This is a genomic window from Geopsychrobacter electrodiphilus DSM 16401 (assembly GCF_000384395.1).
Classification (GTDB): domain Bacteria; phylum Desulfobacterota; class Desulfuromonadia; order Desulfuromonadales; family Geopsychrobacteraceae; genus Geopsychrobacter; species Geopsychrobacter electrodiphilus.
The window spans coordinates 1,459,266-1,481,117 of sequence record NZ_ARWE01000001.1 but is presented as its reverse complement, the minus strand read 5'-3'; the positions used below and the strand labels follow the sequence as shown (position 1 = coordinate 1,481,117).

Here is a 21,852-nt window from a genome sequence, read left to right as displayed (position 1 = left end):
CTAAATCAACCGATGTGCGTAGAGTGGGAAGCGCAGGCAGAGCTCCTTGACCTCAGCACGGATTGTTGCCAGAGCCTGCTCATCACCAATCACCTTAAGCGCACGATCTATCCAGGCGGCCACCTGGCGCATTTCGACTTCCTTCAGACCACGTGTCGTAGTGGCTGGGGTGCCGATCCGTACTCCGCTCGTTACAAATGGCGACCGAGTATCAAAAGGCACCGCGTTTTTATTGACCGTCAACCCAGCTTTTTCAAGCGTCTCCTCGGCGACTTTCCCGGTAATCTCGGTGCCGCTAAAATCAAGTAACATCAGGTGGTTATCTGTACCGCCTGAAACCAGTTTATAACCTTTAGCGACCAGTGCCTCGGCTAAAGCCTTGGCGTTAGCCACAACTTGTGCGGAATAGGCCTTAAACTCAGGGCTCAGGGCCTCCTTAAAAGCAACGGCCTTGGCCGCTATAACATGCATCAGGGGGCCACCCTGAATCCCAGGAAAAATATTGCTGTTAAGTTTTTTGGCCCACTCGTCGGTACACATGATCATGCCACCGCGCGGGCCACGCAAGGTTTTGTGCGTGGTCGTCGTCACGAACTCGGCATAGGGCACCGGATTGGGGTGTTGCCCCCCCGCAACAAGTCCGGCGATGTGGGCCATATCGACCATGACCACCGCTCCGACTTCATCAGCGATGCGCCGAAATTCCGCAAAATCTATGGTGCGGGTATAAGCACTTGCGCCGACCACAATCAGCTTCGGCTTATGCTCACGTGCAAGGGTCGCAACCTCTTCATAATCGATCATGCCGGTCTCTTTCTTGACCCCATAAGCGACAATATTGAAGAGCTTTCCCGAAAAATTGACAGGGGAACCGTGGGTTAAGTGTCCACCATGCGCCAAATTCATCCCCAGCACCGTATCTCCTGGCTTACAAACGGTAAAATACACCGCCATATTGGCCTGAGAGCCTGAATGTGCCTGAACATTGACATGCTCAGCACCGAAGAGTTCTTTCGCACGATCAATTGCCAGCTGCTCGGCAATGTCGACCACTTCGCAGCCGCCATAGTAACGTTTGCCTGGATAGCCTTCGGCATATTTGTTGGTCAAGACAGAACCTTGGGCCTCAAGGACTGCTTCACTTACAAAGTTTTCCGAAGCGATAAACTCAAGGTTATATTCCTGGCGGCTTGTCTCCTCGAAAATCGTTTTGGCAATTTCGGGATCAAATTCGGCAAGGGACTGTTCAATCATGCGTATTTCTCCGAACTCTATTGGTCATTTTATAAAGTAACGGGGCGAACAAGTCCGCCCCGCAAAACACTAAAGAACTAAATTTACTTTTGATCCAACTCTATTTGTTGGATTTTCTCAAGCCGGGACTGATGACGGCCACCTTCAAAAAGAGTATCCAACCAGATCTCAACCAGCTCACACCCCTGCTCGCAAGTTAAAACACGACCTCCCATAACCAGCACATTGGCATTATTATGTTGTTTCGCCATCTGAGCGGTAAAAGGATCGTGAACCAGCGCAGCGCGAATACCGTTGACCTTGTTCGCCGCAATAGACATACCGATACCGGTCCCACAGATCAGGATACCTTCAGTATACCCCCCACCAGCGACAGCACTGGCGACCCTGAAACCAAAATCAGGATAATCAACTGAATTCGTATCAACCGTTCCCATATCGGAAAAAGCAAGTCCGCGAGTTATCAGTAAAGCGCAAACCGCATTTTTCAGGTCCAACCCACCATGATCACTACCAACAGCTATCATTTTCGGCCTCAGATCTTGCGAAACGCCAAAGTTGCGTTAGTCCCACCAAAACCGAATGAATTCGACAAGGCAACGTTTATCACAGCCTGGCGCGCCTTGTTCGGCACATAGTCAAGATCGCACTCAGGGTCAGCCTCATCATAATTGATAGTTGGCGGAGAAATGCCACGATCAATAGCCATGGCTGATATAACCGCTTCCATTCCACCAGCTGCGCCCAGAGAGTGGCCAAGCATACTCTTGGTTGAGTTGACCATGACCTTGTGAGCATGCTCGCCCAGGACTGTTTTGATCGCCATAGTTTCATAAAGATCATTAAAGTGGGTCGAGGTGCCATGAGCGTTAATGTAGTCGACCTCTTCGGGCTTGATGCCACCATTTTTAAGGGCCATGGCGATACAACGTGCCGCACCTTCACCCCCCGCAGCCGGTTGCGTAAGGTGAAAAGCGTCTGAACTTGCTCCGTATCCAATGATTTCGCAATAGACCTTGGCGCCACGCGCCTTGGCCTGTTCATATTCTTCAAGAATCACAATCCCTGCTCCCTCAGCCATAACAAAGCCATCACGTCCATTTTCGAACGGACGACTGGCGGCCTGCGGATTGTCATTTCGCGTCGAAAGGGCCTTCATAACATTGAAACCACCAATACCGAGTTCCGTAATCGTCGACTCGGTCCCTCCAGCAAACATCGCGTCAGCATCGCCACGCTTGATAACATGGTAGGCATCACCAATCGAATGAGTTCCGGTGGCACAGGCAGAAACAGTAGAGGCGTTTGGGCCCTTGGCGCCAAAACGAATCGAAATCTGACCAGGTGCAAGGTTTATAATCAGCATCGGAATAAAGAAGGGGGAAATTTTCTTGTAGCCCCGCTCAAGTAAGGCCGAATGATAATTTTCAATAGTTGGTAGACCGCCAAGACCTGACCCAACGATAACCCCTACACGTTCGGCGTTTTCATCGGTTATTTTCAGCCCGGAGTCATCAAAGGCTTCTTGACTGGCAGCCAAGCCATACTGAATAAAGAGATCCATCTTCTTGACCTCTTTTCTGTCAATGAAATCTTCAGCAACAAAATCTTTGATTTCACCGGCAATCTGGGTCGGCAGATTCGAAGCGTCAAACCGGGTAATTTTGTCGATGCCAGAACGCCCTGCCAGCAAGGCATCCCAGGTTTTTGCTACACCGATCCCCAGGGGAGTAACCATCCCGACACCGGTCACCACTACTCTACGCATACGACTCTCTTTTCCTGTAGTTAAATGGAAGCTCTGGATACTGCCATACACAGCGTATGACGTATGGCGGGTATGCAGAATCGGGGGCAACGGTTTTCGCTACCCCCGATTTCAACTAATCAGGAGGCCTGACTGATATAGTCAACTGCGTCCTGTACTTTTTGAATCTTTTCAGCATCTTCATCGGAGATTTCAATATCAAACTCCTCTTCAAGAGCCATAACTAACTCTACGGTATCCAAAGAATCCGCACCGAGATCATCCATAAAGGAAGCCCCATTCGTAACTTGATCCTCATCAACGCCAAGTTGTTCGGCAACAATCTGTTTTACACGTTCTTCAATAGAAGCCATTTGGTTTCCTCCTGTTGTTGAGACCCTGTTTACGGGCCCGATAGACAAGGTTTATGTGCGACTGAAGTCAGTCAGTTACATGTACATTCCGCCATTCACGCCAAGAACCTGACCGGTAATATACCCGGAAAAATCGGAAGCGAGATAGATGACAGCGTGTGCAATATCTTCCGCCTGACCTAGTCGGCCAAGGGGGATCTGTGAAGCAAGCTCGGTGCGAGCTTTTTCACCGAGTTCGTTCGTCATATCTGTCTCTATGAATCCCGGGGTAATCGCATTGACAGTCACGTTACGCCGCGCAAGTTCGCGTGCAACGGACTTGGTGAGGCCGATCAGACCGGCCTTACTGGCACTATAGTTCACCTGCCCAGGATTGCCCATTTCGCCCACTACTGACGAAATATTAATCATTCGACCGGAGCGTTGTTTACTCATAATTTTAGCAACGGCACGGGTCATGAGAAAAGCACTCTTGAGGTTGGTGTCAAGCACCTGATCCCAGTCACTATCCTTCATGCGCAACAGTAGACCATCTCGTGTGATGCCCGCGTTATTCACCAGGATATCGATCCGACCGAAGGTCTTCAGCGTCTTATCAATCAAATGACTGACATCCTCTGGATTAACCACATCAACGACCACCGCAAGCGCTTTGCGACCCAAGCCCTCAATTTCGGTGACAAGGGTCTGGAGTGGAGCAACCGATCTGGCACAAACAACGAGATCAGCACCAGCCCGCGCGAGCTCAAGCGCTGTACAACGTCCTATCCCTCGTGAAGCACCTGTGACTATTGCTACCTTACCTTGTAACATAATATTTACTCCCCCATACAGAGGTTGAATCAAGTCAGCAGTCAACCAATTGGGCCAAAGTATCTACCGAATCGACCTGCGCCGTTTCGCTCCCCCTAACAATACGTTTAACCAACCCGCAGAGCACTTTCCCCGGACCAATTTCAACATAACGCTTAACGCCGAGTCGGTCCATCTCAAGCACAGATTCATCCCAACGAACAGGAGCACAAACCTGCTGCACAAGAAGCGGTTTAACCCGCTCAGGCACGGTGTAAATGAGGGCCTCAACATTACCAACAACCGGACAACGAAACTGACCAATTTCAAGCGCAATCAAAACCTCTGCGAGACGTTTAGCAGCAGGTTGCATTAAAGCTGAATGAAATGGCGCACTGACAGGCAAGAGCATAGCCCTCTTGGCCCCCTGTTCTTTGGCCAAGGTAATTGCCCGCTCCACCGCAACGGCATGACCAGCAATAACTATCTGGCCAGGGCTGTTAAAATTGGCGGGAGAGACAATCTCGTCAGCGGAAGCCTGCTGGCAAATTATCTCCAGAATCTCACGCTCAACGCCCATTATAGCGGCCATGGCGCCGACGCCCACCGGAACAGCCTCCTGCATAAAGGTACCGCGCTGACGTACCGTCCGCACAGCATCAGCAAAGCCGAGTGCTCCAACCGCAACCAATGCCGAAAATTCGCCCAATGAATGACCGGCCGCATATGCAGGGGACAGCCCCGTTTCCTGCTCCAAAACACGTAAGGCAGCAATACTGGTTGTCAAAATAGCCGGCTGGGTGTTTGCAGTCATCCGCAAATCATCTTCCGAACCGCGAAAACAGAGCTCAGCCATATCAAATCCCAGGGCATCGCTCGCTTCATCGAAAACGCGACGTGCCTCAGGGAAATTATCAACCAACTGTTGACCCATCCCAGGGTATTGTGATCCCTGCCCGGGAAATAAAAACGCAATCATTATTTTTATCCCTTTTCTGTACCTATCCACAATTCAGGGGGGCTTCGGAAAATCTCCCTCTAAAGACGCAAACAGAAAAGTACCTTGTAAGCTCAGTATTCCGACCCGCCCCAATTTTTCTCATACAGCGCAAAGCAAGAGACTCCACTCTAAATAGCTACCCTAGTTTACATTAATTTAAATACAGACCCGCCCATCAGATCACTTGACCCGCTTGGCCATCGTATCAATAATACGCGGGTCAGCCTGAACGCGGGAGTAAGAGGAAGGATCAACTGCGCTCTGGTTGTTTAGCTTCGAGAGCATAAATGGAAAAATCCGCCAGGGAGCACACATTCCATTAAATAGTCTTTATCCTCCAGCCTTTTGAGTAATCAAGAACAATCGTTGCCCTCCCTACATACTCGGCAAGAGGTTTGTACTGAGAGACGACCCAGATGATGCCTCTCGACATTGATTGTAATGGGCGACAGTTAGAAACACCAAACACTAACCTTACCTACACTTGAATAGACGGCTTATCATTAGATGAAATGAACCAGTTTCTCTTCAACTCGAATGCCAGCAAATTCTTGTGCTTGACGAATAGCAATCGCAATAGCTAAAGGTGTCGCCTTGCCATGACAGACCACCCCGGTCCCGTCGAGACCTAATAACGGAGCCCCACCATATTCACAAGGGTCAACCTTTTTTTTGAAAGCGCGAAAGGCGGATCGACTCAGAAGAGCGCCAATTTTTGATAGAAAACGTCCTTCTATTTCGGAGCGTAGCATGCTGGTCATCGCTACTGCCAGACCCTCAGCCACCTTAAGTAATACATTTCCAACAAAGCCATCACAGACAACTACGTCAACTGAACCGTTAAAGACATCGCCACCTTCAACATTACCGACATAGTTGAGATCTGTCTCAACCAGCAGATGATGAGCACCTCGAGTCAGTTCAGTGCCTTTTTTTTCTTCCTCACCATTAGACAGCAACCCGACACGCGGAGACTTAACCCCGGCAACATGCTGCATATAAAGACTACCCATGATGGCGAACTGCTTAAGGTTCAACGGTTTACAATCAACATTAGCTCCCATATCGAGAACCAAAGTCATTCCTTTTACATTGGGTAAAAGGGTCCCAATGGCTGGACGATCTATCCCTTTAACACGCTTGAGAACAAACATCCCGGCAGCCATGGTTGCTCCAGAATTACCGGTACTGACAACCGCGTGAGCCTCTCCGCTTTTCACCAGATCGAAAGCAACCCGGATTGAAGAATCTTTCTTTTTTCGCACAGCATCCGAGGCAGAATCTTCCATCCCCACGACCTGGCTGGCGTGATGAATAGAGATTTTTAGATTCTCCGTCTGGTGCTTGGCCAACTCAGCACGAACGAGTGTTTCATCGCCAACCAACACGACGTCGCAACCCCAACGCCGACAGGCAGAAACAGCTCCAGCCACTTCAGACACCGGAGCAAAATCCCCACCCATCGCATCAACAGCAACTCTGATAGACATAATATTAAGTCACTGTCAGATCAAATATTTGTATTGTTGAGGATTTCTTTCCCTTTGTAGGTCCCGCAATTTGCGCATACACGATGTGGAAGTTTCGGCTCCTGGCACTGTGGACAGGTAGAAATCCCGGGAGCGGTGATAAAATCGTGGGAACGACGCATATTCTTTTTTGACTTTGAAGTTTTCTTCTTCGGAACTGCCATCTTGATGTCTCCTTGCGACCGACCGAGAGCCGATCATTGTTTAATAAATTACCCCCGAAAGAAACAGAACTCTCGGGTGAGCGGCCATAATTGACTGCTAAGACCGACCAACTTTGATATTAACAAGCTTTCCGAAACGATTGTTAAAAGGTTTCGGTTCACACGTACAGGATGTCCTATTGCGATCGACGCCACAGTAGGGGCAGAGCCCTGCACATGAGACATCACAAAGCGGATGAGTTGGAAGACTAAGTAATACCTGCTCGGTCAAAACAGGGGTGAGATCGACCTCGCCACCATTAACAGGAATACTATTGATCAACTCTTCATCCAGCTCCAACTCTTCAGCAGTCAAGCCTTCATCAGACACAAGAAACAGCGCCATTGAAAACGTCTCGCACAAGTCAGTTGAGATATCGGCCAGACAACGACTACACTGCACTGCGAATTTGCCTGTAATTTCACCATCAAGCAGAAGATTGTCTTCGCTGCGAGAGAGCCTATAGCTGATATAAGTATCGCCGACAAAGAGAGACAAGAAGTTCTCACGACCAGTCCCAATTTGTTGATTCATTTCGTCAGCGGACAATACTTGGGTGTATGGCCTGCCAATATCTGTAATTTTATCTATAAACAGACGCAACAACCTATCCCCAAGGCAAAGCGACACACTATATAAGAGCGCCGAATCATGTCAAGGAAATTCCAGTAAAAACGGGCGACATTAGATAGCCCATCGTTCAGGGCTTTGCAAGACTTTATTTTCAATTTGCTCGGCCTCTAAAACATGACAGAATAACAGGGGCAAGTAAACTTCATCACAGAAATTCACAACAATCCGTAAGGGTCTAAAAAGAATGAATGCCCAAGAGATGGATCAGATGGCCTCCCTGGTAAAGACGATGCGACATCTACGTTCGGCAGATGGCTGCGACTGGGATCGCAACCAAACCCCCGAAAGCCTGCGACCCTATATTCTGGAAGAAGCCTATGAGCTTGTGGACGCGATAGAAAAAGGCGACCCCGCTGAAATCCTTGCTGAATTAGGAGATCTTCTTCTACAAGTCATTTTCCAGGCACAGATCTACTCCGAAAGAGGGCTCTTCGGAATCGGCGCCATTGCCGAGTCGATTGACCAAAAGCTGAAACGTCGTCATCCTCACATCTTCGCCTTAACGGACACAGATGAAGAATACCCTGACTGGGAGCAGATCAAGCAACTTGAACTAAAAGCAAAAGGGCAAGCAACAACTTTCGGGGCACGTCAACCCCTAAATCTTCCGGCATTAAAACTCGCTGACAAATGGTGTCGCCAACAACAAAAAAATTCAGGTCATAATAAATCAACCTTACCCCCCAGGGTTGATGAACAGCAAAATATTCAACAGAGCCCAGAGAGCATCTCTGCCGCAATTTTTAAACTCGTCAAACAAGCCCAGCAACAGAACATCGACACAGATTTAGCGCTGCGGCGCTATGTTCTGAATCTCGCTCTGAAAGCAGACCAGAATGGACAACAATGATATGTATTATTTGCCGAAAAACATTGGAAACAAAAAAATGTAGATCTTTCAAGGGGGTTTCTTGTTTTTCAACATCATCTGTGCAAAACCTGTTGACAGGACTGTGAATAATCTCCAGGGCACAGGGAGAAACGGCAACCTCAGCATCTTGCATAAATTTTAATCACTTTTTTTCTCTTTTATTTTCAACTACTTACAGAAAGTAAACCCATCTAGAATGAATTACCAGATACCACCTATGTAAATTTTAATTCCCCCCCTATATAGAGGATTCTCCATGTTTATAATATTTCTTAGCCTGTTTATTTTAGTCCCGATTCTAGAGATTTACGTTCTTCTCGCTGTAGGAAATACCATCGGCATCGCCCCAACAATTTTCATGGTCCTCGCAACTGGAGTTGCAGGTGCTCATTTAGCCAGAAGTCAGGGAATAGTCTTAGTGAAGAGGATACAGCAGGAAATGGCCGCCGGTCGCATGCCCACTGAAGAGTTGATTGACGGAGCCATGGTCCTTGTCGGGGGGTTACTCCTTTTAACACCGGGATTTTGCACTGATTTGGCTGGTTTTTTTCTCCTTGCACCTTTCAGTCGGGTTTTCTTGAAAAGTTGGCTGATCAAAGCTTTTGAGAAAAAATTGGCCACAGGAAATCTGCGTATATATCGTAAATAAAAATGATTGGAGCATGCCTGCCAAACCAGGAGTGCATATGTTGTCATCTGACCTGGCGACAAATGAGCGCTAAATTTTTATAAAATAAACTTCAGGCATTATGCCCTTTTCCTCTGGATCCACGTAATAATTGCCAACCACGTGCAATTTCATCAACTTTCAACAAGGCACAGATCAGCAGAAAAACAGAGACACCAGCAGTAATCGAACCCAAAAGAAGAAAACTCTTAAGCCAGACAGCACCCGGCTGCGTCCAATCACACAGATTGACAACAACATAAGCCACAAGACCCATCCCTATTGTCGCAGGAAGCACGCCACGCAAAGGTCTGATCATAGCCTCACGCAGAAAAGGCCCAACCCGCCTTCGGAGCAGAAAAATCAACAAAAAAGCATTAAAAGCCGAGGCCAGAGTGAGGGACAAAGCCAAGCCCAGGTACTGCATTGGCCCCATCAACATCAGTCCGAGACTGACATTAACCAGAAGCGTCCAAAACGAGACCAGAACAGGAGTTCGTGTATCCTTCAGGGCATAAAATGTTTGCGCAGCGACCCGGCTGAGCCCAACAAAAAGTAAACCCGGGGCGTAATACATCAATGTCAAAGAGGTTGCATCAAGCGCGGTTGTACCAAATTCACCACCCATAAAAAACAGGCTATAAATAGGCCGTGCACAAATTATCAGTCCCAAGAGAGCGGGGAGCGTAAAAACAACCATTAGAGAGAGCGCGAATTGCAGTGAGTCCTTAAACGCGTGCTCATCTCCATCTGCTACATGCCGACTCATCATTGGCAAAACGGCCTGTGCCAGCGAAACGATGAAGATCCCCTGTGGAAATTCAAACAGTCGCTGGGCATAATACAGATAGGAAACACTCCCTTGTGGCAAAAATGATGCGAGGAGTCTCGTCACGACCACATTTATTTGGTAAATCGCCACACCCGCGATACCAGGTAACATCAAACGAAAGATTTGTCGCAGCGCGGGATCTCCCCTAAAATGGAAATCAGGCCGCAATCGCACCCTGTAGCGCAACAGAACCGGATACTGCAGCAACAATTGAGCCCCCCCCCCGAGTAAAACACCCGTTGCTAACCCATAGATCGGATGTGTAAAATAGCTCCCGAGCCACAAAGCACCAAAAATCATACCTGCATTCAGCAATAGTGGGGAAAGAGACGGGAGAAAAAAATGTCCCCTGACGTTAAGAATTCCGGTTAAAAGGGCCAGCAGGCTGACAAGACCAACGTATGGGAACATGATCTGGGTTAAGCGGGTGGTAAGTTCAAGTTTGCCACTGATGTCACTGAAGCCAAATCCAATCCCTTTGACGACCCAGGGCGCCAGCAACATGCCCGCAGCAACTACTATAAGCATGACCATACTCAACAAGGTGACACAACGGCATGCCAACAGACGGGATTCTTCTTCCCCCTGCTGAGCAGAAATCTCAGTATAAACAGGCACAAACGCAGCGGTCAGAGCGCCTTCACCAAAAAAACGCCGTAACAGATTCGGGATGGTGAAAGCCATAAAGAAGGCGTCACTGACAAAACCAGCACCAAAAATTCTGGCCACCACTACATCCCGCACCAGACCAGCAATTCGACTGATAAATGTTGCAAGCGCCATGACCAGTGCTGCAGTTGATATTTTCCTTCGATGACTCATTCCAGCCAAGTCCAATCAATATTGTTATTTTTTAATACCAAGATTAAAATTCCTAACACCCCGATAGTTTGTGTTTTTTTAAGAAATTTAAGTGCATTTTAACTTGACTGTGTGAGATTCGAATGTTAAATAGTGCGCCTGTTTAAAACAACAACTGACGGCCAGATCGTCTTAAAAGGAGTTTATCGTGGCAAATCACAAATCAGCGATCAAACGCAACAACCAAAATCAAGCGCGTAATGCTCGCAACAATCATCTCCGTTCCACCATGCGAAACCTTGTTAAAACAGTTCGTGAAGCAGTTGCGGCTGGGGATAATGAACTTGCGCAGCAATCGCTGAAGCTTGCAATCCCCTGCATTGACAAAATCTCTACCAAGGGTGTTATTCACAAGTCGACCGCAAGTCGCAAAATTGCGCGCCTGACCAAACTTGTCAATACCCTCGGCTGAGTAACGCCTATATAGAAATAATAAAAAGGGACCTCAACGAGGTCCCTTTTTATTTCTGGAATTCTCCCCCGCGAGCTTTAACAGCAGATCCTCCAAAACAACCTCAGGTTGAGAACCACTCGATTTCATCGCAAGGTCAGCTTCGACAAAGAGGCCGAATGCACGTCTGAAGTCAACGCGTGAATAGCGACGACCCTGTACAATCAAACCTTCTACAACAAATGGAGGCACACCAACTCTACGGGCAATTTCATTGCTCGGGCGCTCTTCTACCTGCAACTCTCGCGCTTTCCAGAGTTGCCGGAAATGCCGAACGAGAAGTGACAGAATTTTCAGTGGGGCCTCGCCATCAGCGATCAGGTGACGCCCCAGGTTCAACGCCCGGCCGGCGTCCTGACATCCGACAGCATTGCCAATTTCAAATATATTTTCCGCGCGTATGCTTGAGACCACCGCGCGAACATCCGGCACATCAATCAACCGGCCTTCCCCGACATAAAGAAATAATTTTTCAAGCTCAATCATCACTTCGAACAGACTGCTCCCGACCCGATTGACAAAAAGGCTGAGAGCATCTCCAGTCATTGAGAAACCAGAAACATCCAATTGGTGCCTGATAAACCCCGGAATCTGGCGTTCATTCAATGCTTTGAATTCAACCAGCGCATCGTGTTTCTTGAGCGTTTGAAAAAACTTGCGGCGACTATCAATCTTGTCACCGCTAAAAATCAAACAAGTCTCAGGGGCGGGGTTCTGAATATATTCGAGGAGTGCATCATAATCTGATGTGGTTAGTGATTGAGCATCCTTAACCAGAACCAGGCGTCTTTCAGCGAAAACGGGATAGGTCATAACAGTTTCTAAAATTTTATCAACGGCGACTCCCTTACCATGAAACAAATCACGATTAAAATCTTCGCTGCCAGGGGATAAAACCGCTTTTTCAATTTGTTGCAAAATGCTCTGCTGGAGAAATGGTTCCCCGCCAAAGAGATAGAGCACCGGCGGTAGGGTGTGGCTTTGAATGAGCTGTTGTAGGACCTCGGGCGTCATACCTAGAACCGGTTCACCAGGCGGGAGAGCAGATCATCCGCTATATTTTTTGCCAGCATCTCAATCGCGATCGACTCGAGATCCTCCTGCGCATTCTTATCAACCACTGCATTGTAGGTTTCCTGGCGCATGAGGTCACCCTGCCATAATAGTTTTCCATCTCTCTGCTGCACCAGCTGATACCGGACCACCATGGTGGCCTGAAGTACACTGATCCGGTCGTTGGCATCATAGGAAATTGGGATAACAGAATAACGTGAGATCGTGCCGTTTAACACAGCATCTGCGTGGGACTCAGACGCAACCAGTTCGACCCCTTTTTGCCGGGCAAGGACAGCAGTAACAGGTCCCGCCAACTTATTTTCCAGCAGAGGCTCAGCGGTGCGGTTAGCAGCCAGAGGGAGATACAGCAGACGTATATCGCCAGGTAACTGACCTCCAGAGAACTGGTAACCACAGCCTGACAACAAAAGAAGTAACAGGATAAGAGATTTCATCCGCTGACGACAATATTGATCAAGCGACCTGGGACGCAGATAACTTTGCGCACCTGTTGACCTTCAATAAAACGGGCCACATTCGGCTCCGACAAGGCAGCCCTTTCCAGAGCGGCATTCTCTGCCCCGACAGCAACTATTACCTTGCCGCGGACTTTGCCATTAACCTGGACCACTAGTTCAAGTTCATTGGTCATCAGCGCGGCGGCATCAACGCTAGGCCAACCAAACTTTTCGATACCACCCGAGTGGCCCAGTCGCTCCCAGAGCTCTTCACAAATATGCGGCACAAATGGAGAAAGCAAACGCACCACAGATTCAATCGCTTCTCGCAAAATCGGCGGCGCCTCTAATTTTTTGTCACAGGCGTAGATCGCATTGACCAACTCCATAACTGAAGAGATCGCGGTATTAAAGTGAAACCGGCCATCAACATCTTCCGTAACTTTTTTAATCGTTTGATGCGTCTTGCGGCGTAAATCAGAGGTTATCCCTGTCAACTCGCCACTCTCATCGTTGCCGGCCAATAAGTCCAGGTTATCGTGAACGGACCGCCAGACACGGCCCAAAAATCGATAACACCCCTCGACACCCTGTTCGTTCCACTCAAGGTCTTTTTCGGGAGGCGCTGCAAATAGAGAGAACAAGCGCGCGGTATCGGCGCCATAACGGGCTATCAACTCATTTGGGTCGACAACATTCTTTTTCGATTTACTCATTTTTTCGGTGCGACCAAGCTCAACAAGTTTGCCACACAGGGTACAGGCCCCTTCGCTGACCTGTTCCGGATAGAGCCAGCCATGTTCGGCGCAGCGCTGGGATTCCATGCAGACCATTCCCTGGGTCAAAAGGTTGGTAAAAGGTTCGTTTACTTTCACCATTCCAAGATCACGCAATACCTTGGTAAAGAAACGCGCATAAAGCAGATGCATAACCGCATGTTCAATGCCACCAATGTATTGGTCAACCGGCAGCCAGTAATTGACGGCTGCGCTGTCCAGTGGAGATTTATCATACTGCGGACAGGCATAGCGCGCGAAATACCAGGAGCTCTCAACAAAGGTATCAAAGGTATCGCTTTCGCGACGGGCCGGAGCACCACAACAGGGGCAATCAACGGCCAGAAATGACTTGTGCCGAGCCAGGGGACTGCCGCCTTCCCCGGTAATCTGAACATCCATTGGCAACTTGACCGGCAGATCTTTTTCAGGGACAGGGACTGTTCCGCAGGCGTCACAGTAAATGATCGGGATTGGCGTCCCCCAGTAACGCTGGCGTGAGACTCCCCAATCTCGCAGACGATAATTAATCGATTTACGCCCCTGCTTGTTATCGTCAAGAAAACTGGCTATTTTTTCCTTCGCATCTGCGTTGGCGAGACCATCAAAGTCGCCCGAATTGATCAAAGTGCCAACACCCGTCATCGCCTCAGACATGGTATCAGGCTGAAGCAGTTGACCTTCAGGTTGAATAACCACCTGAATCGGCAAATTGTATTTACGGGCAAACTCAAAATCGCGTTGATCATGTGCCGGAACCGCCATGACCGCACCAGTGCCATAGTCCATCAAAACAAAATTGGCTAGAAAGACCGGGATCTCTTTGCCGGTCAATGGGTTGATACAATAGCTACCGGTAAAAACGCCTTTTTTCTCAAGCTCACCACTGGTCCGATCGAGTTTATCCTGACGTGAAACTTCTTCGATGAAGGCATCGACCTCGCCCTTTTGTCCAACGCCCACCAAGACATTCACCAAGGGGTGTTCAGGAGCCAGGCTCATAAATGTTGCGCCAAACAGGGTATCTGGCCGCGTGGTGAAGACCTTGATCTTTTGCGTCGCTCCCTTGATAGCAAAATCTATTTCACAGCCGTAGCTTTTACCGATCCAGTGCCGCTGCATCGCCAGAACTTTCTCTGGCCAACCCGTTAGATTTTCGCTCTCATTGAGCAATTCATCAGCGTACTTGGTAATACGAAAGAACCACTGATCCAATTCTTTCTGCGTGACCTGATTGCTGCAACGCCAGCAGCAACCATCTTCAACCTGTTCATTGGCCAAAACTGTTTGACAGTCGTTGCACCAGTTAACGTTCGAGGTTTTTTTATAAGCCAGACCTTTTTCCAGCATACGCAGGAAAATAAGCTGTTCCCAGCGTGAATATTCAACGTCACAGGTTGCAAACTCCCGTGACCAGTCATAACTCAGACCAATCCTTTTTAACTGAACACGCATGCTCTCAATGTTTTCATAGGTCCATTTTCCCGGATGAGTGCCATGTTCAATCGCCGCATTTTCAGCTGGCATGCCGAAAGCATCCCAGCCCATTGGATGCAAAACATTAAACCCCTGCAGACGCTTAAACCGCGCGACAACATCGCCGATCGCATAATTGCGTACATGCCCCATATGGATGCGACCTGAAGGATAAGGAAACATTTCGAGTAAATAATATTTCTGCTTATCATTAAGTTCATCGACCTTGAAGGATTCATTTTTTTCCCAGAACCCTTGCCACTTCTCTTCGATTTCACCAGGGATGTACAGGCGTTCCATTGGTCCTCCGCAACCTAAGCGTCCGGTTCAGAATTTTTTTGGTCAGATACACGAAAACCGGCACAAGCCGGTATCATGTCAGGGCATTAAAACAGGCCAAGGGCCTGAATTAACTCTTAAGAGTTGGGTCTACTTTGCGCGATAAGTAATCCGCCCACGAGTCAGGTCATAGGGGGAAAGTTCCACCGTCACCCGGTCACCCGGCAAAATACGAATATAATATTTGCGCATTTTCCCGGAAATATGCGCTAGGACAACATGATCATTGTCGAGCTTAACGCGAAACATCGCGTTCGGCAAAGGCTCAACAACCACACCTTCGACCTCAATTGCTTCTTCTTTAGACAAGAGTTCCTCCTGAGATACCAACCGCCCATACAAGGGCACTACTTACGACTGCTTTGAGCGTCTTATGTCATGAACTAAAAAACCTGTCAAGTTCAAGCAGGATCAGATACCGAGAAGCTTTTTAGCAACTTCTAGAATCCGAGCTGTTTGAATCGGTTTGGTAATATACTCATTGGCGCCGAGGCTTAGTGCTCGATCACGATCTTCGACCGCCCCTTCTGTAGTTATGACCACCACAGGTACATCCTTATACTGGGGATCGTTCCGGATCAGGCTGACCAGCTTAAGACCATCCATAATCGGCATATTGATATCGGTTACTATCAGATCAAATTTCTGTGCCGATAGTTTTTTAAGACCACCGACACCGTCACCAGCCTCTTCAATGTGCAGGTTGCGAATACGTTTAAGCGCAAAAACAATTAACTGCCGCATGGTCGGAGAATCTTCAACGACCAGAACCTTAAACTCAGACATAACAGCCTCTCTCCTGCGGTACGATTTATTTAAATAAACTCAATAAAATTATTTTACCCTAAAGGCCCGGACCTAAAACCGAGACGACCCTTGTTTTCAAGCCGCAGGACAGCGGTACAAATCGCCATTGCAGCATGACCTCTCAGCAAACCGAAAATCTCTTCATCAGTATTGGTAAAGCCTTGCTTCTGGGCCAACAGACGCTGGACAGCAAGCAATCCGACGATCTCATCCCCAACCAGCAGCGGGATAACTGCCAAAGGAGCTGCGGGGGAAAGTTGAAGCAATTGTTCAGCACTTGCAACCCAGCTCTGACCGGTGGAAAATCCCTCGATTATCTTAGGCTCAACAATTTCAATACACTTCAATTGGTAATCACCTGAATCGGAGACAACCGACTGAACAATTTCGCCATTCTCGTTGCGCAACAGCAGAAGGAACTCCTCGACTCCGACAAGATTCAAGAGAATCTCCTCGATAATCCTGAATAATTCCTGGACCTCAAAGGTTGAATGCAACTGATAGGTCGTGATGTAAAGATTTGCCAGCAGATTATTTTCGGCCTCAATTTCAAGGTAGCGATTGGAGAAATCAAGGTTCTCTTTTTCGACAGAACTGATCCGATCAAGGATTTCCTGCTTTTCAAATTCAACTCGCTGCAGTCGTTCCTTCAATTGCTGCAATTCGTTAGCAGGGGGTTCTGCTCGAAGTTGTTGTTCGACTTCGAGGACGCGATAGCGCAGCCGCTCGTTCTCCTTCAGAAGCCCCTGGGTAAATTCAGCTCCCTTTTTGAAGACTTGCATAAATTCTTCGGCTCTGGACTGGATACCACCTGAGTCAGCACTGTCTGTCAAAATACTCTCCAAATAAAAGTGAATTCGACCCCTGTTCCTGCAAGTCGTTTAAACAAACAATTAAATCGCGCTATCCTAGCAAAAATACAGAAAAAAAACTACAAGAAGCGGTCATCCTACGCAACAACGTTTAATCTCTTCGCACAGACCGGAAAGCGGAACCACCAGACTAACGCACCCTGTAGCGATCGCTTCCTTCGGCATACCATAAACAACACAAGAGTCCTCTGCTTCGGCAATGACTCTCCCACCGGCTTCTTTGATGTCACGGACACCGGCGGCACCATCATTCCCCATCCCGGTCAGGACAATGCCGAGCAACTCAGCGCCATAGACGCTTGCAGCTGATTTAAAAAGGGCATCGACCGACGGAGTATATATCTGGCTCTCATCTGGTGTAACAATTTGAATTTTCACTTCATCTGCGAATCGGCGCAATAGCATATTGCAACCTCCGGGACAGATATACACATGGCCTGGGCGCATACAATCACCAGTAGCTGCTTCAGTCACAGTGAAGACCGAGTGATCATTTAGGCGATCGGCAAAACTCCGAGTAAACCCAGGGGGCATATGCTGCGCAACCGCAAAACTGACGCCGGGAGAGGTCTTGAATTCAGATAAAAAATGATGCAGAGCCGGTGGCCCTCCTGTTGAAGAGCCAATCACCACCGCTTTGGGAGGATGGAGCACCGGTGACCCAGCAAATACCCTTACGTCAGAACAAATTTTCCCCTCCCCCCGCAACGAGTTTTGTAACCGAAACTGATCCGGCTCGAAACTTGAAAAATCACGAATTTTGCGTTCGAGATCCGTCTGGATCGAATAAAATTCTGAACTGATCGGACGTGAAGGCTTGGCGACAAAATCGATTGCCCCCAATTCTAGAGCCTTGAAAACATCCGCATCACCACTGCGCGAGGAGATCACCAGAACAGGGGTTGGACAGCTCTTCATTATTAAACGTAGCATGCTGAAGCCGCCCATCTTCGGCATTTCTAGATCCAGCGTCACCAGATCCGGTTTTAAATCAAAAACCTTTCGCAGGCCGGCTTCTCCATCTGCGGCGTATCCAACGATTTCGACTTCAGAAATCTGTTCCAGCATTTTCCCAATAGAGACACGATTGAATGCCGAATCATCAACAACCAGCACTCGAATTTTTTTCATCATCAACTCCCCCGCTCCGCATTTTTCGCCGAATCCGGTCGCTGATAAAGCATATCATTGGTAAAATGCCGCAAGCAAAAATCGGAACTGACATTCATCAGAGACTCAGAATGACCCAGGAGAAGATAACCACCTGGACGCAAACGATTATGAAGAATGCTGATGGCTCTCTTTTTCGCATCCAGATCAAAATAAATTATGACGTTTCGACAAAAAACAACATCCATCATGCCGAGCAAAGCCACTCGATGATTATCAAAAAAATTGAGATGGCTGATCGAAACCAAATCCTTAACCCGACTATCGATCTGCCACTTCTGCCCAACGGGGGTAAAAAACCTCTTCAAAATATTTTCATCAGTCGCTCGAAACGAATTTTGACCATAAAGACCTTCGCGCGCAGTCTTCAAAACCCGCTGGCTGATATCGGTTCCTATTATTTCGATCGACCATCCCTGCAATAGGGGGTTTTCTAGTAAAAGCATTGCAAGGGTATAAGGTTCTTCGCCGCTGGAACAGCCCGCACTCCAGATACGGATAGACCTCTCTCTCCGCATCAGTTTAGTCTTTACCAGTTCAGGAATAACTTCATTAGTAAAGGTCTGCAGTTGAAAATCTTCGCGGAAAAAATAGGTTTCATTGGTCGTCAACAGATCAATCGCCGCAGCAAGTTCCTGATCTCGATTCTGGCCATAACGCAACTGATAATAGTACTCACGGAAACAACTCAGGTGAAGTTCAGACAGACGCTTATTTAGACGTTTTTCAAGCAGATACTTTGATTCATCGGCAAAATGAAGGCCACAGTGCTGATATATAAAATCTCGCAAAAGCTGGAATTCTTCTCTTTCGAGGATAATATCGGGACTGAAAACAAACATTCTAATGCTCGCGGCTCAGGACACACAATCGGCTGGAGAGGGCGGCATTCAGGGCCTGACGCACAAGCTCGTCCTCTTCAACCTTCAAGCGCTCCTCCAACCATTGAGCCGCTAGACTCAGCTCGCTGTCACCAAGATTTCTCGCTGCATGGATACGCACATCCCAATGAGGATGGTGAAGCAACCCTCGTCCGAAAGGTTCAATCCAATCCGTGGCACCTAGTCGCCCGAGGTGGTTCATCGCAGTCTTGACAACCTCTTCATCAACATGCCCAAGGGCATGTTCAAGCAGTCCGCGACTCTCATCAGGAATAACAATGATCGCAGCTTCAAGGGCGGCGATCACTACCAGCCCGATGGAGTCTCCGATACCGCGTAGCAAAAGTTTTCTTACGTCCTCACCGGAGAAATGCCCTAATGTACGCATCACGGCCGTCCTTACCCACAGGTCGTTATCCTCGACGGCCAGAAATAATGCTGGTAGCACTCGTGACTGAGGATATTGGCCAAGAGCACTTACTGCCAGGCGTCTAACTTCAGGAGATTCATCAGTTAAACCCAGAGTTACGCCTGAAATAACGGGTTCAGAGCAACAGCCCATCAGCGCTTGGAGAGCTTCGCAACGCACGCGACTCGATGAATCTTTGAACGCTTTCAAGAGATGGGCTTCTACCTCTTCACCATCAAGAGAACCAAGAATCCGCACAGTGCGCATCCGTTTCGAGGCATCATGATCATCAAGGAAAGGAACAATTGAACGTAAAATATCGGACCTTTGCCGCCGGCCAATCCTGGCGATGGCGGCGACTGCAGCATCCTGAATTTCAGAAACCTCATCATCAAGCAGACGCAATAAATGGTTCAGTTCTGCCGCGCTGCCTAACTGACCTATCGTCCTGGTTGAGGTATGCCGTAACTGAGGGTCTTCGGCATGAATACCATCTAACGCAAATGACAACCCTTGCTCAAAACCTAGCTCGCCTCCAATATGAATAAGAGAGATGAGCTCTTGCGGTTCGGGGCCACTGAGGGATTTAAGTAAACGGTTATAGGATGTCGGCCCAAGATCGGCAAAAACCTTGAGCGCCTGACTGCGCAGGTGTTCATCAGCCACACAGGAAAGCAAGGGACGCAAATCCCGCGTTCTTCCAAATGGAGCATAAATCGCAAGCGCAGCCTTTTTAAGCTGATGCCTCTCATCCAAAAACAAATGTTCGAGCTCACCAGCAATCTGTCCGGCATTAACCTTGATCAACTCCTCGTCGAGAGGACAATGTCCCGAACTCTGCAATTCAAATAGAGCCATGACCGCCGCTTCGCGGACCTGCCGCAAAGGATCACACAATCCCCTGACAAGATACGGAATCGCATCGCAACCGCCAACCTTGGCAAAACAATCAAAGAGCACCCTACGTAATAAAGGGTCCTTCAAATGAATAGCCAGGGGTTCAATCGGTATCGACCCACCGATTTGCGTCAACGATTGCAAAATTGTAAATTTAAGCCCGGGATCAGGATCGGTCATCAACGCTAAAAGCGGTTCAACGGCGCCCAAAACGCGCAGCTTCCCAAGAGTTTCTACAGTGGCATAGCGAACATTAATGTCGGTATCGGTCAAGGAACATGTCAACTCATCAGCACAACTGGAGTCGCCGATTTCGCCCAAAATATCGATAATAAATTTTCGCACTTCGATATCTTCACAGGCAATTTCTGCTCGCAACTGGCTGACAGCCAAAGGTCCGAGGCTGGTCAAAATATCAATTGACGCATTCCGCAAACCGGCATTTTCAGGGTTATGCAAGTACCCGATCAGCTCATCTAAATAGGTTTCAGGTCGCTCAACTTGAAAAAAAGCCGCGACCGCAGCTTTGCGAACCCGCCAATCGCCATCCCCGAGCCCGATAGAAAAGAGTGTCATCGGGTCGTCAGTCACCTGTGCAATCTGCCTCACGGCGGCGATTCGCTCTTCAGTATCAGGGGATTCAAGCAGCAGTGCCAATTGCGCCTTATCAGCCATTGAATGCCTCTCCGCCAGAATACATTTCTTTTTTTCGCGCAGCTGCAAATTGACTTAGAGCCTCTAATAAATAATCCTGTTTATCTAGTTCAATTTGAGGAATTCTGCGCGCCAACATCTGTCGCCCTTCACTAAGCTGCAGCGCCAAGCGCACCTCAAGGTCCTGTTGCTGAATCCCCAAGTCAATTGCATCCTGATGATAAAGAGCAATATCAGCAATTAACATGCGCGCGAGATCTGCGGCCTGCTCGTTGAGACACGCTTCGGGTGACAATGTTCGCTCTTCTCCTACATCGCTCATCGCGCAATAAGGAAGGCTGTTCAAAGTCAGCCCGGGGATCAACTCGTGTAACAAAGGAATCAGACGATCAGACAGGTGATGCAACTCGAGGTAGGCGTCTGCTCCATAGAGCGAAGAGGGACGTCTCTTATAAGCCGTTCGATTGTAAACCGAAGGGATCAGGATAATCCGAGTGGATTCACCACTTTGATGAATCTCATCAATTAGTTGAAAAGGGAAAGCCCCCGGCAACGCGACATCAAGCAGCAGAACCGAAAAACAAAATTGATTTAAAAGCTGTCGCGCCCGCTGGGCGTCAGCACAGGTCTGAATTTCAGACACATCCTGACAACAGACATCCAGTATCGTTCGGCAGACCTCAGGGTCACCATGGGCGAGTAAAATTTTTGATGCGGGGGAAACTTGGCAGGGGAATTGAGCTCCGCATTTTCGGCATGAGAGTGAAAGTCTCTTTCCGGCGTACTTCCCCGCATGAATCCGTAATTTTTTCTGGCATTGTGGGCAGGCGATAATCATTAAA

At 48.4% G+C, this 21,852-nt stretch carries 23 protein-coding genes and 1 pseudogene; 3 read left to right on the top strand and 21 right to left on the bottom strand.

The annotated features are described in order from the left end of the window. The 9 genes from glyA to D888_RS22960 all read right to left on the bottom strand — a co-directional run bounded on the left by glyA (window position 1) and on the right by D888_RS22960 (window position 7,503). The gene (glyA, locus tag D888_RS0107000; protein WP_020675839.1) at window positions 1-1,254 is read right to left on the bottom strand and encodes a serine hydroxymethyltransferase; all 1,254 of its coding nucleotides are present in this window, start codon (window positions 1,252-1,254) and stop codon (window positions 1-3) included. 83 nt (window positions 1,255-1,337) lie between these two features. Continuing rightward, on the bottom strand, window positions 1,338-1,781 hold the full coding sequence (gene rpiB / locus D888_RS0106995; RefSeq protein ID WP_020675838.1) for a ribose 5-phosphate isomerase B: 444 nt from the start codon (window positions 1,779-1,781) through the stop codon (window positions 1,338-1,340). An 8-nt stretch (window positions 1,782-1,789) separates the two neighbouring features. Continuing rightward, window positions 1,790-3,022, bottom strand: a complete 1,233-nt coding sequence (gene fabF / locus D888_RS0106990) for a beta-ketoacyl-ACP synthase II (RefSeq protein ID WP_020675837.1) — start codon at window positions 3,020-3,022, stop codon at window positions 1,790-1,792. A gap of 119 nt (window positions 3,023-3,141) precedes the next feature. After that, a complete protein-coding gene (gene acpP / locus D888_RS0106985) occupies window positions 3,142-3,375 on the bottom strand; it encodes an acyl carrier protein (RefSeq protein WP_020675836.1) in 234 nt (77 codons plus the stop codon). Between the two features lie 75 nt (window positions 3,376-3,450). Beyond that, the gene (fabG, locus tag D888_RS0106980; protein WP_020675835.1) at window positions 3,451-4,188 is read right to left on the bottom strand and encodes a 3-oxoacyl-[acyl-carrier-protein] reductase; all 738 of its coding nucleotides are present in this window, start codon (window positions 4,186-4,188) and stop codon (window positions 3,451-3,453) included. A 34-nt stretch (window positions 4,189-4,222) separates the two neighbouring features. Next, window positions 4,223-5,146, bottom strand: a complete 924-nt coding sequence (gene fabD / locus D888_RS0106975; protein ID WP_020675834.1) for an ACP S-malonyltransferase — start codon at window positions 5,144-5,146, stop codon at window positions 4,223-4,225. 524 nt (window positions 5,147-5,670) lie between these two features. Next, window positions 5,671-6,651: a phosphate acyltransferase PlsX gene (gene plsX, locus D888_RS20920; protein ID WP_051092407.1), complete on the bottom strand. Its 981-nt coding sequence runs from the start codon at window positions 6,649-6,651 to the stop codon at window positions 5,671-5,673. A 26-nt stretch (window positions 6,652-6,677) separates the two neighbouring features. Then, window positions 6,678-6,860, bottom strand: coding sequence for a 50S ribosomal protein L32 (rpmF, locus tag D888_RS0106965; RefSeq protein ID WP_020675832.1), 183 nt, complete (start codon window positions 6,858-6,860; stop codon window positions 6,678-6,680). 97 nt (window positions 6,861-6,957) lie between these two features. Beyond that, entirely contained in the window at window positions 6,958-7,503 is a 546-nt protein-coding gene (locus D888_RS22960) for a YceD family protein (protein ID WP_020675831.1), read from the bottom strand. A gap of 214 nt (window positions 7,504-7,717) precedes the next feature. Here D888_RS22960 and D888_RS20910 point away from each other — a divergent pair, with 214 nt between their 5' ends. Both D888_RS20910 and D888_RS0106950 read left to right on the top strand, forming a co-directional pair. Continuing rightward, entirely contained in the window at window positions 7,718-8,383 is a 666-nt protein-coding gene (locus tag D888_RS20910) for a MazG nucleotide pyrophosphohydrolase domain-containing protein (protein ID WP_020675830.1), read from the top strand. Between the two features lie 277 nt (window positions 8,384-8,660). Further along, entirely contained in the window at window positions 8,661-9,053 is a 393-nt protein-coding gene (locus D888_RS0106950; protein WP_020675829.1) for an FxsA family protein, read from the top strand. A 91-nt stretch (window positions 9,054-9,144) separates the two neighbouring features. On the opposite strand, the gene murJ is transcribed toward D888_RS0106950, so the two are convergent. After that, entirely contained in the window at window positions 9,145-10,725 is a 1,581-nt protein-coding gene (murJ, locus tag D888_RS0106945) for a murein biosynthesis integral membrane protein MurJ (RefSeq protein WP_026362265.1), read from the bottom strand. A gap of 187 nt (window positions 10,726-10,912) precedes the next feature. Between murJ and rpsT the strand changes: the two genes are divergently transcribed. Continuing rightward, entirely contained in the window at window positions 10,913-11,176 is a 264-nt protein-coding gene (gene rpsT / locus D888_RS0106940) for a 30S ribosomal protein S20 (protein ID WP_020675827.1), read from the top strand. A 33-nt stretch (window positions 11,177-11,209) separates the two neighbouring features. Here the strand turns inward: rpsT and holA are convergent, their stop codons facing one another. The 11 genes and pseudogenes from holA to D888_RS24945 all read right to left on the bottom strand — a co-directional run. Further along, complete coding sequence (gene holA / locus D888_RS0106935) at window positions 11,210-12,229, bottom strand: DNA polymerase III subunit delta (RefSeq protein WP_020675826.1); 1,020 nt, start codon at window positions 12,227-12,229, stop codon at window positions 11,210-11,212. Window positions 12,230-12,231: 2 nt separating this feature from the next. Next, window positions 12,232-12,726, bottom strand: a complete 495-nt coding sequence (gene lptE, locus D888_RS0106930; protein ID WP_020675825.1) for an LPS assembly lipoprotein LptE — start codon at window positions 12,724-12,726, stop codon at window positions 12,232-12,234. Continuing rightward, window positions 12,723-15,281: a leucine--tRNA ligase gene (leuS, locus tag D888_RS0106925; protein WP_020675824.1), complete on the bottom strand. Its 2,559-nt coding sequence runs from the start codon at window positions 15,279-15,281 to the stop codon at window positions 12,723-12,725. Before leuS ends, lptE begins: the two co-directional genes overlap by 4 nt. 129 nt (window positions 15,282-15,410) lie before the next feature. Continuing rightward, on the bottom strand, window positions 15,411-15,629 hold the full coding sequence (infA, locus tag D888_RS0106920; protein ID WP_020675823.1) for a translation initiation factor IF-1: 219 nt from the start codon (window positions 15,627-15,629) through the stop codon (window positions 15,411-15,413). 102 nt (window positions 15,630-15,731) lie between these two features. Further along, window positions 15,732-16,106 carry a response regulator gene (locus tag D888_RS0106915; RefSeq protein WP_020675822.1) on the bottom strand — a complete coding sequence of 125 codons (375 nt, stop codon included), beginning with the start codon at window positions 16,104-16,106 and terminating at the stop codon, window positions 15,732-15,734. Window positions 16,107-16,159: 53 nt separating this feature from the next. Further along, window positions 16,160-16,960 (bottom strand): GAF domain-containing protein, encoded by an 801-nt coding sequence (locus D888_RS0106910; RefSeq protein WP_020675821.1) that lies wholly within the window; start codon window positions 16,958-16,960, stop codon window positions 16,160-16,162. 111 nt (window positions 16,961-17,071) lie between these two features. Continuing rightward, window positions 17,072-18,130 (bottom strand): chemotaxis-specific protein-glutamate methyltransferase CheB, encoded by a 1,059-nt coding sequence (gene cheB / locus D888_RS0106905; RefSeq protein WP_026362263.1) that lies wholly within the window; start codon window positions 18,128-18,130, stop codon window positions 17,072-17,074. A gap of 2 nt (window positions 18,131-18,132) precedes the next feature. Continuing rightward, window positions 18,133-19,011, bottom strand: coding sequence for a CheR family methyltransferase (locus D888_RS0106900; RefSeq protein ID WP_020675819.1), 879 nt, complete (start codon window positions 19,009-19,011; stop codon window positions 18,133-18,135). A 1-nt stretch (window position 19,012) separates the two neighbouring features. Continuing rightward, window positions 19,013-21,031 carry a HEAT repeat domain-containing protein gene (locus D888_RS0106895; protein ID WP_020675818.1) on the bottom strand — a complete coding sequence of 673 codons (2,019 nt, stop codon included), beginning with the start codon at window positions 21,029-21,031 and terminating at the stop codon, window positions 19,013-19,015. Further along, a complete protein-coding gene (locus D888_RS0106890; RefSeq protein WP_020675817.1) occupies window positions 21,024-21,653 on the bottom strand; it encodes a response regulator in 630 nt (209 codons plus the stop codon). The genes D888_RS0106895 and D888_RS0106890 overlap by 8 nt, the downstream gene beginning before the upstream one ends. Window positions 21,654-21,752: 99 nt before the next feature. After that, window positions 21,753-21,848: pseudogene (locus tag D888_RS24945) on the bottom strand (zinc-ribbon domain-containing protein); the annotation flags it as partial. Window positions 21,849-21,852: the final 4 nt, after the last annotated feature.